The sequence below is a fragment of the Shewanella sp. 4_MG-2023 genome (genome assembly GCF_030548015.1).
GTDB lineage: Bacteria > Pseudomonadota > Gammaproteobacteria > Enterobacterales > Shewanellaceae > Shewanella.
Map to the genome: position 1 here is coordinate 24,746 of NZ_JAUORL010000006.1, position 15,723 is coordinate 40,468.

Sequence of the window (15,723 nt, forward strand, 5' to 3'; positions counted from 1 at the left end):
GCTGTGGTTATTTAACTGTTAAGCCGAAAATGTGAAATTCATAACATTTTCGGCTAACTTATGTGAATAAAATGATATCAGTTCAAAAACCTGCATGATTTGTCCGTGTCTAACGCCTGCTAATTAGTTATAATCCCGAGCAATATGATGTTAATTCATCGCAAACATGCTCGGTAAAGTGAATGACTATTAAAACAGACGAACTACGTACATCCCTTTTATGTAAGGTTATTTCTCCTGCGCAACTCGCATCTGAATATCCACTTACGCAAGATGCTGCCGATTATTTAGTTGAGCAACGTCATGAAGTTGAAGCCATTATTGCTGGCGAAGATCAACGTTTATTGGTCATCATCGGGCCTTGTTCAATCCATGATACTGAAGCGGCATTAGATTACGCCCAGCGTTTAGCAAAACTTCACCATGAGTTAAAAGACGACTTATGTATCGTAATGCGGGTTTATTTTGAAAAGCCACGTACGATTGTTGGCTGGAAAGGATTAATCTCAGACCCTGATCTTGATGGTAGTTTTAGCCCAAACAAAGGCTTACGTATGGCGCGTCATTTACTTCAGCAAATCACTGAATTAAAACTGCCTATTGCCACTGAGTTTTTAGATATGGTCAATGGTCAATATATTGCCGATTTAATTACCTGGGGCGCTATTGGTGCCCGCACCACTGAAAGCCAAATTCACCGTGAGATGGCGTCGGCTTTATCTTGCCCTGTTGGCTTTAAAAACGGTACTGACGGCAACATTAATATTGCAGTCGATGCTGTTCGCGCCGCCCAAGTACCACATATATTCTATTCACCAGATAAAGATGGTGCTATGGCAGTTTATCGTACACACGGTAACCCGTATGGCCATATCATTTTACGTGGTGGTAAAACCCCGAACTATTCAGCCGAAGATGTTGAAATCGTCCGCGCCCAGCTCGAAACCGTTGGCGTAACCCAACGTATGGTGGTTGATTTTAGCCATGGTAATAGTGAGAAAAAACATAAAAACCAGCTAAAAGTTGCTGATAGCATCATGGCGCAAATGCGCGCTGGCAGCACTGCGGTTGCAGGGATTATGGCAGAAAGCTTTATGATTGAAGGCAACCAGAAAGTCGTTGAAGGCCAGCCATTAACATACGGTCAAAGTATCACTGATGCTTGCCTGCATTGGGAAGACTCAGAAAAATTATTACGTGATTTAGCCCAAGCCTCTAAAGAACGTAAAGCACTTTTAGCCAAATAACGGCTCAAGTATTAACTTATAAAAAAGCCAGTTAGGGTAACCTAACTGGTTTTTTTATCGCTTTAACTTGTACTGACGTTAACTCACTTTTTGTGCCGACGGCTCCACTGCTTGTAAACAAGGAACATTGGTATAAGCGGGATCGTCATCTAATGAGCTTAATGATAATTGCTGAAATTGTTCATGTACGCTCATAAAGCTCTCAACCAACCTTGGATCAAAATGTTTGCCCTTTCCTGCAACTATCACTCTTACCGCTTCATAATGACTAAAGGGCTTTTTGTAACACCGTGGTGAAGTCAGCGCATCGTACACATCCACTAGCGCGACTATTCTTGCAGACAATGGGATCTCGAGACCTTTTAGCCCTTTAGGGTAACCACTGCCATCCCACTTTTCATGATGCCCACCAGCAATATCACGGCCCATTTTTATAAAACTGCATTGAGGCGCAAATTCAATTAGAGAATCTAACACTTCTGCGCCAATCACTGGGTGAGCTTTAATATTTTCAAACTCTTCAGGGGTTAGTCGACCCGGTTTTAATAAAATAGCATCGGAAATCCCCACTTTACCAATATCATGTAATACAGCTGACAGAGTTATTTCTTCTACAAATGAGCCAGTTAACTCATTAGGCGCATCTTTGTCTAACCCTCTTTGGCTTGCCAATAACGCGGCATAGTGCTGCATACGTAATAAATGAGCGCCTGTTTCATTGTCGCGATATTCTGCCAATTTAGCTAAACCAATCACAGTTGCTCTTCTTGAAGTTAATGTTGTCTGTAACGAACTGAATAATTTTTCTAATAAATAACTGACAGAAAGCGTAAGAATGGCATTAGCTGCCACAAAATTCATGCATACAACCGCCCAAATAATACTGTTGTAGCCTTCAATACTCGGCCAAGGCAACCAATTATAATGACCGCAAATACCGACAATAACTAACGACATGGCATTGAGTATTTGCGCCCAATAACTGGCATTACGACCTAATAACACCCCTGTTAATGGAGGAAAAAGAAATAACCAGAAAAAACCGGCACCACTTGGGCCTATCGCCAGTAAGAAGCCTGTTCCAATCATATAGGCAAGTAAGCAACCAATGATGAATCGCAGTCTATTTGCTAAGTTGTTTTTATAAATAATCAGCAATAAGGTGGCATAAACCACAGTATTAAAGATCGCCATCGGCCATAAGCCTTGAACAATACACAAATAAACACTAGTAAAGTAAACGGGAATACAAAGGAAGGCTAACGTGGTAAATATCCGGTCAAATACCTCTTTACGCCAAATGCATAATGATTCATTTGATGCGGTGAGCTCTCTTAACAAGCCTGCAAATGGTGACATACTTCATCCTTGAATCGTTCATTGGAACAACCAACCTTGCCTTTTTAAAACAAAAATATGATGCTTTAAGCTTTAAGTATTGTAGAGATAGCGGGAATAGCAACATAAATTGCCGATAAAAACCTGTTACCTATAAATAGATTTGCCGCCACAGCCTTAAACAATTATTGCCCCATGAGCTCAATGTTTTTGCCGCTAGCAGCTTGCAAGTTTGACTCAGGTAAAAAAAACTGCCAGCTTAAAGGAAAATATCAAGCACAAAATATTGATTATTTAAAAGGATTTACATGAAATCATCATCATCTCTTAAAACCATAGCTGTACTTGTTAGTAGCTTACTTTTGCCTGTGACATCTTTGGCTGCTAACAGCGATTTTAATACTGCATTTAAAGATTATAATTTAGCATTAGAAAATAGTGATGCGGTGTTAGAGCTACAATATGCCCGGTTAGCGTTTGATTTAGGTAAGCTCAAATTTGGCGAGGATAATATTAATAGCGCTAATTTAGCCTTAAATTTAGCTACTGCGTTAACTAAAAACGCGCAAAAATCACAAGCAATGACTTTTTACCAATTAGCCTTAGATATTTATCGTACCAATGGTGACGCCATTGACGATATAGAATTAATTGATCCACTCACCTTATTGGCCGATGCCACTACAAATAACAAACAAGCAAGATCTTTACTCAATGAAGCAATAAATATTAGTGAAGACTCTGGCAATCCACTATTACATGCTAAAACCTTGATGCTGGCATTTAAACGCTTGGTGAATACTGAGTTTTATACTTCTAGAGTTAAGCAATTTCTAATTGATGCTGAAACGATATACGTGCAGCATTTACCGGCTAATTCTGCAGATAGAGTCGATGCTACCTATCTGCTCGGCTCAGTATTACTTTGGGAAAAACAATACTCTGAAGCTGAAACTAAACTTTTACAAGCCATTAAAGAGTACAGCGTGCTCGATTATGACCATCCCTTCGAGTTAAGTGCTCACGCTAAATTAGTTGAAATTTACAGCTTGCAAGATGAGCCAACCAAGGCTACCGAGCATTGCGTAGCCATTGGAAATATGACGCCATGGGAAGCTAATCAAGAGCAAACACCACTATTTAGATCTAACCCTAATTATCCCAGATCAAAGCTGATTCAACGAAAAGAAGGCTTAGTTCAATTGTCATTAACGATTGATAAAAATGGCTTTGTCACCAATCCTAAAGTGATAAAATCCAAGGGTGGGAAATCCTTTGAAATAGAAGCATTAAAAGCACTTGAGAAATGGCGTTATGCGCCAAAATTTGTTGATGGCAAACCCGTTGAAGCAGAAACCACCCTGCAACTAGATTTTTCCATCGGATAAATTATTGGACATTCTACTGTTCTTTAAAGTCAGCCATCGCTAGCCACTTGAGTTATTTATCTAGGCTAAGACAGTAATAATAGTCTCGTTAATTGCTGTCCTAGTCTAATGTTAAGTGACTAAAGTTAAGTGACTCATGTTACTTTACTAAAGTTAAGTGACTCATGTTACTTTACTAAGGTTAAGTGCCTCATGTTACTTTACTAAAGTTAAGTGACTCATGTTACTTTACTAAAGTTAAGTGACTCATGTTACTTTACTAAGGTAAAGTGACTCATGTTATTTGACTAATGTAAGGTGACTCATGTTACTTGACTAAGGTTAAGTGACTAATATTAAGCGACTCTCGTTAATTACTTAATCAACAACTCCCCCCGAAAAGCGATAATAAAATGATGAGCTACCCTTCAGTAAAAATTATATTTCAGTTAAGCATCATATCGATAATTTTCATTGGATTAAGTTCGCCAATTCTCGCCACAGCCAATGAAAAAAACGCCGCGGTAAATAGCCATAATACTCCTGCTATGTCTAACGCTAGCGCATCAACGTCCCATAAAACCAGCACCATTTTTTTGGTTCGCCATGGTGAAAAACAAACTGGTGAAGATCCACAATTAACAGAACAAGGTAAAAATCGCGCCCTTGCTTTAGCGAATACCTTATCAGCAATTAAGCTTGATGCCGTTTATAGCACTCAATACCAGCGCACAGAGCAAACAGCGCTGCCAACAGCTAACTCACAATACCTCAAAATCAGTTACTATAATCCCAGAGAGTTAGCTGAATTTGCCAGCCAATTACAGCTTAATAGTGGCGCTAAGGTATTAGTGGTTGGACACAGCAATACCACCCCTAAACTGGTGAATTTACTGGGCGGCGAACCCGGCACTGAGATTAATGAAAAATCTGAATTTGACCGTTTATATATAGTAACGATATTTGCCCCAAGCAGTTCAGAAAAACCAGCAGCGCAGGTTAGTACCACATTGCTAAAGTATTAGCCTACTAAAGACCTGTGTTATTGGCCTTGTTGATTTAACCTAAAACAAGTTAGAGGCTCATGAAACTTGTGCATATTATTAATTAAACTTTGCTAATCTAAGGCTACTACTCCCTCGCACAGCTACCCTTTATTCCCGCTTAAACGTATAATCGCGCCACCTTGGCGAAGCCGCCACATAAAAGCATAATATTAGGTCGTTATATGCCCTCCACTAGTCAAACAGAAATCACATCACAGCTTAGTTTTCATGAAGATGTCGCTAAGCGAATCGAACAATCAGAGTCGCGAGTGATTAAAGCAATTTTCCCTTCCAATACCAACCATCACAACACCCTTTTTGGTGGCGATGCATTGGCGTGGATGGATGAAACCGCCTTTATTGCGGCCACCCGTTTTTGCCGTAAGTCTTTAGTTACTGTTAGTTCTGATCGCATTGATTTTAAAAAAGCGATACCGGCAGGTAGCTTAGCTGAGTTAATTGCCCGCGTTATCCACGTCGGTAACACATCAATTAAAGTTGAAGTGAATATATTCCTTGAAGATATGTATCAAGACAAGCGTGAGCATGCCATACGCGGGGTATTTACATTCGTCGCCGTTGATGAGCAGCGCGCTCCAACTCAAGTGTGGCCATAAACTCAAATTGCTATAAAAAACTGCCCATCATAAATCGTGATTGACCCTATTCAATGGCGAGTTGCTTATCAAAAAGCAGGTTTAAGTAACGGAATGACTCTTTCGCTCCGTTACTTTCTGTTTTTACGTACAATCATGCCTTTAACCCATAAGCTTATTAGACAAAAGTCTAAAATAATGAGTTAAATTGTTCGTTTGCCGCTTTGTATTTGATAAACCCTAGAATTTTATCTTACTTATCTGTTACATTAAATCTTCTTCACGTGCAAACAAGACTATTAAAAAGCCATGAAGCTACATAACTTAAATATAATTATTGCCGATGACCATCCATTATTTCGAAATGCATTAAGACAAGCGTTAAGTAATGCCTTTCAAGGTACCAATTGGTTTGAAGCAGACAGTGCTGAAGCGCTGCAACATATACTTGATGATAAAGCCAGTGAGCTTGACCTCATTTTACTTGATCTTCAAATGCCGGGATCCCATGGGTACTCTACGCTAATACATTTACGTGGCCATTACCCTGACATTCCTGTGGTGGTGATTTCAGCTCACGAAGATATCCAAACCATCAGTCGTGCTATTCATTACGGTAGCTCAGGCTTTATTCCTAAGTCGGCATCTATGGATACCCTTAAAGAAGCCCTTGATGGCGTTCTTCAAGGAGATATTTGGCTGCCTAAAGGAACTGAAGTACTCCCCGTTTCTGATGATCCTTCAAGCCAAATGGCCAGTAAGCTTTCAGACTTAACCCCGCAGCAATATCGGGTATTGCAAATGTTTGCAGAAGGCTTACTCAATAAGCAAATCGCCTATGACTTTGGTGTATCTGAAGCAACAATTAAGGCCCATGCCACAGCAATATTTCGTAAACTCGGGGTGAGAAACCGCACCCAAGCAGTTATCGCATTGCAGCAATTAGAAATGGAAAAGGTCGACCTATCTTAAGCGAACTCTCTCAACTGCCGTTTTCCCAAGCTTGTGAAAATAATAAAAAACCGATTTTAACTGAGTTAAAGTCGGTTTTTTCAAGTTCAACACAAGTATTAGAAATCGGCAGTGGTACTGGTCAGCATTGTGTTTATTTTGCTAAACATTTACCTCACTTAATCTGGCAAGCTAGCGATCAAAGTGATTACTTAGCCCAGCTTAATAGCCGCATCCACATTGAAGGTCCTGAAAACCTACTAGCCGCAATCGAACTTGATGTCACCAAGGCTTGGCCAAGTGCACAAATTGCGACAAACATTGATGGTTTATTTAGCGCCAATACTCTTCACATTATGAGCGAATCTATGGTAGTCGCCTTTTTTGAAGGCTTAGGGCAATATCTTAATTTACATGCTAATGTCGCAATTTATGGGCCGTTTAATTATCAAGGTCAATTTAGTAGCGACAGTAATGCGCAATTTGATATGTGGCTTAAGCAAAATAACCCTCAAAGCGGTATTAGAGATATAGAGTGGATAACATCACTTGCAAGCGATCAAGGCCTAAGCTTACAAGCCGACACCTCAATGCCGGCCAATAATCGCTTATTACATTTCAGCCGCAGCTAAATTAAATGATTATATTAAAGCGCATCACTTAATACTTAATCTCGGCAACATTAGCATTATTGCTTATCGCTTTTGCCGAACACTAAAACCATAAAATCAAAGCCCAAATAGCTTAAGTTATGTCGCAAAACTTTGTAAGCTAGAGCTTAGTTATTTCTCTAACGATATCTACAACAAGGAACACGCATTATGGGTTCGGTTACCACTAAAAAACACCCAAACGGTTTGGAATTTGTCGAAGTTAATACCCCACTTTGTCAGGCACGTATATTTCATCAAGGGGCTCAAATAGATTTTTTCCAGCCCAAAGATAAAGCGCCTTTGTTATGGGTCTCTGATGCTGATGATTATCAGCCGGGTAACGGTATTCGCGGCGGCATTCCAATATGTTGGCCATGGTTTGGTGCCAGTGACATTGAAGGTTTCCCGCAGCATGGTTTTGCCCGCACCAGTTTATGGTCTTTAGCATCCGTTAAAATGCGCAATCAAATTGTTGATTTAGTGTTTACCTTGAAAGTTTCAGCCGAGCAGCAACAGTATTGGCCACATGATACTGAGGTAAGTGTATTATTTTCACTGTCTGAAACGTTAACTGTCAGCATAGTGAATAAAAACAATGCTGATTACCCAATTAACTTTACCCAAGCATTGCACAGTTATTTTCCTATTGAGGATATTCATCAACTTAAAGCCTCAGGCTTTAAAGATTCCAAATACATAGAATTTGCCAAAGGCCCTTTTGCCCAAGAGTCTGACGACGTGTTATTTGACCGTGAAACTGACCGAGTTTATACAGGTTTAGCACAAACCCAGGTACTGCATACTGCAGCTGGTGATATTGAAGTCAGCCGTGAAAACAGCCAGTCTGCGGTGTTATGGAATCCGTGGATTGATAAGTCCCAGCGTTTATCTCGCTTTAATGATAATGACTATCTCACTATGGTTTGCCTTGAAGCGGCTAACGTATTAGAAGATGAAGTTCACTTGCAAGCAGGTGAAAGTCATACCCTCACAACCCACATTCGCTGGCGATAAGCATAATTTGCATCAGTTATTTCCCTGTTAATAGCACAGCTTAACCTGCTGTTGTTAACAGGGTGATATCAGCGAGTAAACTGCTGTGATAAACTAGCTTACAATCAATATCTTAAAAGACTACTCAGCCCAAATGACAGTTCGCCTTTTTACTGTTAAACGATTCTTTATCCTATGCTTTTTTACTATTGCATTAGGCTTGCTTGTGCTGCAACAAAATTTTCGCCCTATCGCCTTAAAAGTACTTAACACCCTCACCTCGGCTTATGATATTCAGGTTAAAGATCTCGCGGTTAGCTTTGATACTGTTAATAAACTCAATTTTAAATTTATCTCCCTTGAGTATGAAGATAGTGTAATTAGCTTACACAATGCCGAGCTAAGATTAGTCGATGGCTATGGCGCATTAAAAAACATGGCTCTGACAATACAAGATTTTGAGGCTGTTACAGTAGAAAGAATTGATGTTAACTTAGGTTATTCATTTCTTAAGCGCCGTTTTGTGGGTAAAGATAACCAAGCAACAACTGACGCTGATGTCGGCCTGAGTATCAATCATTTGCCGTTCATTGAGCTGGCTAAGATAAATATTTACTGGGCTGATGATAAAGACTTAACTCAGCCGTTAATCGAGGCGCATAATTTAAGCCTTGCTGCCAGTGGTCAAAATCAAAACATAGCAGTTAATCAAACAAGTCGTAAAAAAAGCGCTGCTACATCTTTTGCTACTTCAACTTCAACAATACTGACAGGTAAGCTGTTGCTTATGCAGCAAGAGTTTATTGATATTGCGCTAAGCCTAAATCCACGTGAGTGGCAGCTTAATTCCGATGTCGATATCAATAAAGTGCTCCAAAGCCTGCAATTGCTGGAACAGTCAGTGACTCAGAGAATAACGGCCACCACGAATACAGATGAACAGCAGGGATTACAACTATTATCCCAAGCTTTAGCCCCTGTAATAACGCCTATTTCAGCGGCAAATTATCAATTTAATGGCAACTGGTTAGGGCAAACACGATTAGATTTACCAAGTGGGTCAATCAGCAGTCATCACGAAATTAGCAATATTGAAATCGCGCCAACTGCTGACAATAACGTTAATAGTACTATTAGCTTTAAACCTGAAATGCCCATCAGCCTCGAGGTTAATTATCAGCCACAAGATACACATAATGCTAATCAGCGGGTATCAATTTCTTTAGCGCCGTTTTCGTGGCAGCAATCCACCAGCCCAAAGGCGCTTATAAAACTCAGCGGTTACTTAAATGATATTCAAGGTAATCGTGCAGATAGCGTTGCCAACGTAAATCAAAAAGTCGAAGATCGCCAAAATCTCGAAAAAAACCAAAGTGAGAACAATATACAGTCATTACTGACTCAAGTTGCTAAGCTTAGCGCCGAGACAAATACAGGATTACCTAAGGGTGACGCCACTATTGACTGGTCTTTGGCGTTTAACTCACCGACTTACATGGATATCACACTGGCTAACGATAGCCCAAACTCAAATAGCCATTATGATTTACATATAGCTTCATTCAATGCACAAATAGCCCATCCACTGCTTACTACTCAGCTCATTTTTACTGATAACAGCGCCGCTATTGCTAATGAAAACTACCAAGTAAAAAGCGCAATAAATGTTGATATCAACCAAGTTAAACCAATTGATTTAAGTCACTTAGATAATGTCGACAGTACTTTAATTATTGATGGCGCAAGCTTAACAGGCCAATTAGCTGTTGAGCATCAGCTAAGTCAAAATCACCCCACAACCAAAGTTAGCCTCAAACAAAACGCTCAATTACAGCTTAGTGATTTAAGCTTAATATCTGCCAACAAACTTATCGCCTTTGAGGGACTTAACTGGCAACAACAAGGGGCTAGCGAGCTTAGTTCAACCATTGACGGCAGCCAAATAAAGCTCAATGACTTCTCATTCGGATTTGATAAGTTTCATCTTCAAGATGTAAGCACAGCAACTGATACGATTAACGCCAAAGAATCGCTTGAAATACATTTAGGCCAATTTGCTGTTGATGCTAAACAAGCAATTGAGTTATTTATGCCAGCGACGTTACCCGTGGATGAATTAACCTCAAAGCTCTTACCTTCAAGTATGAACCAGCCTAAGAATCTAGCTAGTAACAATTCAACTAATGACATCAAAAGCCAACCAAGCTTACTTACGTCATTATTAAATCAGCGCAATAGCAGTGATTTAATCTGGCAATTAAACGATATCCGCATCGATAAATTGATCCCGACTAAATCAAAACTGCGCCGCTATCCACTACTGCGATTAGACAGCTTAACCCTTGAACAAAACCTGCAGTTACACAGCCAGCTGCTCACAGGTAAAGAGCTTTGGCAACTTGATGAGCTAGCACTATCGAGCTACCACCTACTGCAACTACCTAAAAATAATAACCCTTTATCATTAGCCGGTCAGTGGCACACTGACTCTGATTTAGCCCCTCTGCTTGGAGTGTTAGCGCAAACTCAAATGCTGCCGAGTGATTTATCCATTGCAGGCCATAATAAATTGGATGCTGGTTTTGCCCTTGTTGAAAGCCAAGGGGTATCCTTATTTGAAATGAAATTTACTCAGTCACTCTCTGATGTTGAGGCGCAGTACAACGAAATGTTTTTTGATAATGGCAGTATCAATGCCCAATGCCAATTTAACTGGCAACAAGCCCATAGCTCACAATTATTAACAAAAACCTACAGCCAAAGTCGATTATTGTGTCAACAAACTGAGCTAAACATTGCTAACGCCTATGTCGGCATAAACTTAGATGAACTCAATCTCAAAGCCGATATTTCATTAGGTAAAAATGAGCAAATACCTGCCAAGAACTGGTTACAAGAAATCACAGGTTTAAGTGATACAGACGTCAACTTAACAGCACGGGGCAATTTACTGGATGGCGAGTTTTTAATACCTGAGTTTTTTTTAAAATTACACGATAAGTCAGAAGGCTATTTGATGCTTAACGGCATTAGTTTACAAACCTTACTGGCAGCACAGCCTCAAGTAGGCGTATATGCCGATGGGATCTTTGACGGAGTCTTACCCGCGACTTTAGTTGATGGAAAAATTAATATTGCCGGAGGCCATTTAGCCGCCCGAGCCCCTGGCGGCTTAATCAAAGTCTCTAATAACCCAGCACTTGAGCAAGTGAAAGCAAGCCAACCTCATTTAGAGATAGTGGCGCAAGCATTAGAACACTTGCAGTATTCCGAGCTAATAAGCACACTTGATATGCAACAAAATGGCGATGCCCAATTAGCCGTTCAAGTAAAAGGACAAAGCAAAGATATTGAACGACCTATTCATTTGAACTACTCTCATGAAGAGAACCTATTTCAATTATACAAAAGCACGCAGATTGGTAACCAACTGCAAAATGATATTGAACGTTCCGTGAAGTAAAAGGACACCTTTGTGAACACTCAGTCGATTTACCGAATATTTCTTATTGCCGCATCAGTACTGCTGATAGGCGCCTGTACCCCAACCGTTAAAATTGAGCCACCAGATAAGCCTATTGTCATTAATCTTAATGTAAAAATTGAGCATGAAATCATTATAAAAATCGATAAAGAGCTCGATATTCTTTTAGAAGATGATGAGCTGTTTTAATCAATAAGGAAGCAATAATGAACACAAAAATCATGGCTTTAGTTTTAACGTTACTTCTAGGGTTAACACTGAGTTCAAATGTAGCTGCGTTGACATTGCAACAAGCTAAAGACCAAGGATTAGTTGGTGAGCAAACTAATGGTTATCTTGGTTTGGTGGTCAATGATAACGACGCAAAAACATTAATAACTGAGGTAAATAGTAAGCGAAAGCTACATTATCAAAAAATTGCCAAAAAGAATAAATTATCCACTGAAGATGTCGCTGCAAGAGCCGCGCAAAAAGCCATTGCCGCAGCCAGAAAAAGTCATTTTATCCAAACAGCTAAAGGGAAATGGACTCAAAAATAAATGACTAAATACCGATTTCAGTCGATCGATTATGGCTTGGAGCTTGGTATGAGAATTAACTGCATGAGGGATAATTGCATTATATGTACTAGCTCAGACTTTAACAAAACTAACGCGCCTTGGTTTAAAATACCTTGGCGCGCCGCAAACTTAAAATTACATAGTCACCATTGCCCAGTAATCGAGACGCGCCTTAGGGTCTAACACCGCTTTTTTACACACTTCTTTGTATTTATTCATTAACGGACCTAAGCCGCTTTGGCCTTGTAAACTGGCAAGCTGCTGGTTTTTCGCTTCTGTGACCGCTTTAGCCGCCTTTTCGGCACTTAAGTAGCCCGCGGCTAATTTTTCAGCTTCAACTGCTGATGTTTTCAATCTTTCACCAACCGGTTTCATCTGCGGCGCATTCATACCCATAATCATGCTAGAGCTAATTTGATAATATGCGGCACATTGGACTAATTCATTAGTAAATGCGGCTTCAGCTTTATCTTGCGCCTGTACGCTTAAGCTAGTGGCAACTAACGTGATCGCAGCGGCGAACTGATATCCTTTTTTAAACATACTGTATCCTTTCTTAGTAATTAATTTCTGAGTGCGCAATGCTATTGCTAAATTGTTGTTGGTAATGAGCTAAACGATGCTTTAAATGCTGCTTAACCGTTGGCCATTCTGAATCAATAATGGAGTAAACAACTGTGTCTCTGACTGTGCCATCTTTCAAAAGTTTATGGTTTCTTAACACCCCATCTTGCTTAGCCCCAAGACGCGTAATTGCCTGCCTTGATGCTTGATTGTGCCAATGGGTGCGAAATTCCACCGCCATGACATCCAAGGTTGAAAACGCATAATCGAGTAATAACAATTTGGTTTCGGTGTTAACACCGGTGCGCTGGGCACGTTTTGCATACCAAGTGTAGCCAATTTCTAAGCGACGATTAGGTTGATCCCATTGGCAGATACGGGTGCTACCGATCACCTCACCTGAGGTTTTGTCCCGCACGGCAAAAGCCAATGCTTCGCCAAGTTGTTCTTGGGCTATGGCTTTTTCAACATAAGCTTTCATATCATTGGCATGGGGAACCGAGGTATACCAAAGCTCCCATAAGTTGCCATCAGCAGCTGCAAGACTTAGCGCTGGCACATGCTCGAGTGTTAACGGCTCTAAAATGACATGTTCACCCATTAAAAAAGTATGACTGTCTGCGTATGCCATTGAGTACTCCTAGATAAATAGTTAACTTGATCAAACAATGACAGAATACATGATCTAGATCAGAATAAAATCACCTTTTTGCTATTAAAAACAACAATAATGTCTTGTCTCATACGAACCAAAAAACCAAAAAGACCAATATCAATTGATATTGGTCTTTGGAGTAAGTGTTCTGAGTCAAGATTGCTGCTCGAGTGTAACGATGGATTTAGCTTATTTTTGTGCTAATTAAAACTTATTTGATAAACACTGGTGCTGCCGCTTACTTCATTGCCAATAATTAATAATGGCAAACCTGTAGGGCTATCCTCAGCTAGAATAAATTTCATCCCTTCTGGGCCTAAATCACCCACAAGCTCAGGTTGCCCACTCATGGTTTCGCCGTCTATTTCAAAGTCGATATCAAAATCACGGTTCACCACATAGTCAATAAAACTGACGTCAAAAGGATTAGTAATATCGTAAATCATTATCCCAGATGTACGCTCTAAGCCGATGAAAGCATAATTTTTATCACCGATTCTACCTATCGCTAGCGCTTCAGGCTCAGGACCTTTATCATCACTGCGACTATCGCCTTTGCTTTCTTCATTATGATTGTTGAAGTTTTCACCTAGCACTGCTGCGGTAATCCTCTCAAAGTCATTACCACTATCAAAGACTAATTGACCAGCATGACTCCAGATAGAAAATGAGCGGCCACCATAAGATACAATTTTATCAAAATCGCCGTCATTATCATCATCACCCATGCTAGTGGTAACCTTTAATCGGCCTAATTGAGTTTTATCTTGGGCGGCTAATATTTGCGGGTGGCTTGAGTCTAAAATCAAATCATCGGCGCGGGCTTCTTCAGAAAAACCATCATAATCACGAGCATCACCTTCATTGGCTGTGACAATAAAGTCTTGTCCATGCCATTGATAACTGGCGATAGTGTCAGGCTGATACATCCCATAGACACCAGCATAATTAACGATATTAATGGCATCATCTTTGTCGCTGGCATCAAGCTCATTACCTGCTTTACCGTAATCTTTAAGGCCTAAAGCATTAATGGCTTCGACGGTATTATTCTCTAAGTTAATCACTGCGATAGCATTGTTTTCTTGTAAGCTGACATAAGCAAACTGATTATCTTTGGACACTGCAATATACTCAGGCTCAAGATCCTGTGAAACTGAAGCGTTTGGTCCATTAATCTTAATCATATTACTAAGCTCATTATGGCGAGCTTCACCTAGATTAAATTCATTAAAATCAATCAAAGTAGCAGTATCTGCTGGCAGACCATCGGTAATCTCTATCAACGCAATAGTACCTTCTGGGTCAACGCTATAATCAGAGTTTGGCTCACCTTCATTTGCTATAACCAGTTTGGCACCATCATGGGTAAAAACCACATTATCCGGTAATGCCCCTACTTCTACGGCCTTAATAAATTCAGGCTCTGCAGTGGCTGATAATTGATAAAATGCAACGATACCCTTGCCTTGGGTCGCATTGCCGGCACTATCAGCTCTTTCAACTGCAGCGGCTAATAAGTCGCCATAAATACTGACACTGTTGACGCTGCCTAAATCATTAATTTCAGCATCTTCAGCAACGTTTACACTTAAGGTTTTAGTGAGGTTGTTTAATGTTATCGCCGTTATGTCATCTGAATTAACCCTTGCTAACGAAGATAAGTCTAGGACATCTAACATGCCACTTTGTGCATTAACTACATATACGCTGTTGCTAGCCTGATGAAAGTCAACAATTTCTGCTGCGCTTTGGCCATAAATTCCTGATTCATAACGACCGATTAGCCCTAACTGCAATTGACCTTGAGCTTCAGCACATAGTATTTGAGTTTGGCCAGCAAGCACTTCATCTGTATCTAAAACACCATTTATGTTTACATCAATCCCCGTGTCGATCTGTTGACCACCAAATGGACACTGGCTATTGCCAGCAGTTAATTCAGTGATTGAGATTAACGAGCTTAAACCATTCGTACCATCAACACCTTGAACGCCATTAAGACCATCATCACCATTACAGCCTGCTAGCAGCATCATTGACATTACTGTGGTTAACGGCAAAAGTGTGGTTAACGGAAAAATTTTCGTTTTCATGCTTTAGTCTCTATTAAGTAATTGTTGCAAAGTTGGGCGCTAAGCTACTCAAGTTCGATGACACTAAAACGACAACAATGTTACTTTAATGTTAAGCCTCAACAGTCTGATTTAGTAAAGATTAAAATACACTTAATTCCTGATATTTTTCGATGCTGATCACCTTTTTCATG

General features: G+C 40.1%; 14 protein-coding genes. 10 read left to right on the forward strand and 4 right to left on the reverse strand.

All coding sequences use genetic code 11. The features are described 5' to 3' along the window. Positions 1–182 precede the first annotated feature (182 nt). Positions 183–1,247 carry a 3-deoxy-7-phosphoheptulonate synthase gene (locus tag Q4546_RS04630; protein WP_102436529.1) on the forward strand — a complete coding sequence of 355 codons (1,065 nt, stop codon included), beginning with the start codon at positions 183–185 and terminating at the stop codon, positions 1,245–1,247. Positions 1,248–1,325: 78 nt separating this feature from the next. Here the strand turns inward: Q4546_RS04630 and Q4546_RS04635 are convergent, their stop codons facing one another. After that, positions 1,326–2,606: an HD-GYP domain-containing protein gene (locus Q4546_RS04635; protein WP_303445790.1), complete on the reverse strand. Its 1,281-nt coding sequence runs from the start codon at positions 2,604–2,606 to the stop codon at positions 1,326–1,328. A gap of 287 nt (positions 2,607–2,893) precedes the next feature. On the opposite strand from Q4546_RS04635, the gene Q4546_RS04640 reads away from it, so the two are divergent. From Q4546_RS04640 to Q4546_RS04680, 9 genes are all read left to right on the forward strand, one after another. Beyond that, complete coding sequence (locus tag Q4546_RS04640; RefSeq protein WP_303445791.1) at positions 2,894–3,973, forward strand: TonB family protein; 1,080 nt, start codon at positions 2,894–2,896, stop codon at positions 3,971–3,973. 392 nt (positions 3,974–4,365) lie between these two features. Beyond that, positions 4,366–4,977: a histidine phosphatase family protein gene (locus Q4546_RS04645; RefSeq protein WP_198589282.1), complete on the forward strand. Its 612-nt coding sequence runs from the start codon at positions 4,366–4,368 to the stop codon at positions 4,975–4,977. A 203-nt stretch (positions 4,978–5,180) separates the two neighbouring features. Continuing rightward, entirely contained in the window at positions 5,181–5,615 is a 435-nt protein-coding gene (locus tag Q4546_RS04650) for an acyl-CoA thioesterase (RefSeq protein WP_102438169.1), read from the forward strand. A gap of 288 nt (positions 5,616–5,903) precedes the next feature. Further along, on the forward strand, positions 5,904–6,566 hold the full coding sequence (locus Q4546_RS04655) for a response regulator transcription factor (protein ID WP_076537614.1): 663 nt from the start codon (positions 5,904–5,906) through the stop codon (positions 6,564–6,566). Further along, the gene (locus Q4546_RS04660; protein ID WP_102438171.1) at positions 6,536–7,177 is read left to right on the forward strand and encodes a DUF938 domain-containing protein; all 642 of its coding nucleotides are present in this window, start codon (positions 6,536–6,538) and stop codon (positions 7,175–7,177) included. Before Q4546_RS04655 ends, Q4546_RS04660 begins: the two co-directional genes overlap by 31 nt. A 189-nt stretch (positions 7,178–7,366) precedes the next feature. Then, the gene (locus tag Q4546_RS04665) at positions 7,367–8,212 is read left to right on the forward strand and encodes a D-hexose-6-phosphate mutarotase (protein WP_102438173.1); all 846 of its coding nucleotides are present in this window, start codon (positions 7,367–7,369) and stop codon (positions 8,210–8,212) included. 205 nt (positions 8,213–8,417) lie between these two features. Beyond that, positions 8,418–11,654, forward strand: coding sequence for a YdbH domain-containing protein (locus Q4546_RS04670; RefSeq protein WP_303445792.1), 3,237 nt, complete (start codon positions 8,418–8,420; stop codon positions 11,652–11,654). Positions 11,655–11,681: 27 nt separating this feature from the next. Beyond that, complete coding sequence (locus Q4546_RS04675) at positions 11,682–11,864, forward strand: YnbE family lipoprotein (RefSeq protein ID WP_241901002.1); 183 nt, start codon at positions 11,682–11,684, stop codon at positions 11,862–11,864. Positions 11,865–11,881: 17 nt separating this feature from the next. Then, a complete protein-coding gene (locus Q4546_RS04680) occupies positions 11,882–12,214 on the forward strand; it encodes a YdbL family protein (protein ID WP_102476248.1) in 333 nt (110 codons plus the stop codon). Between the two features lie 156 nt (positions 12,215–12,370). Here Q4546_RS04680 and Q4546_RS04685 read toward each other — a convergent pair whose 3' ends face one another. The 3 genes from Q4546_RS04685 to Q4546_RS04695 form a co-directional block, all read right to left on the reverse strand. Continuing rightward, positions 12,371–12,778: a hypothetical protein gene (locus Q4546_RS04685; protein ID WP_102438181.1), complete on the reverse strand. Its 408-nt coding sequence runs from the start codon at positions 12,776–12,778 to the stop codon at positions 12,371–12,373. Between the two features lie 13 nt (positions 12,779–12,791). Then, the gene (locus Q4546_RS04690; RefSeq protein ID WP_102438183.1) at positions 12,792–13,430 is read right to left on the reverse strand and encodes a GNAT family N-acetyltransferase; all 639 of its coding nucleotides are present in this window, start codon (positions 13,428–13,430) and stop codon (positions 12,792–12,794) included. 224 nt (positions 13,431–13,654) lie between these two features. Then, on the reverse strand, positions 13,655–15,550 hold the full coding sequence (locus tag Q4546_RS04695; protein ID WP_102519680.1) for a choice-of-anchor I family protein: 1,896 nt from the start codon (positions 15,548–15,550) through the stop codon (positions 13,655–13,657). Positions 15,551–15,723: the final 173 nt, after the last annotated feature.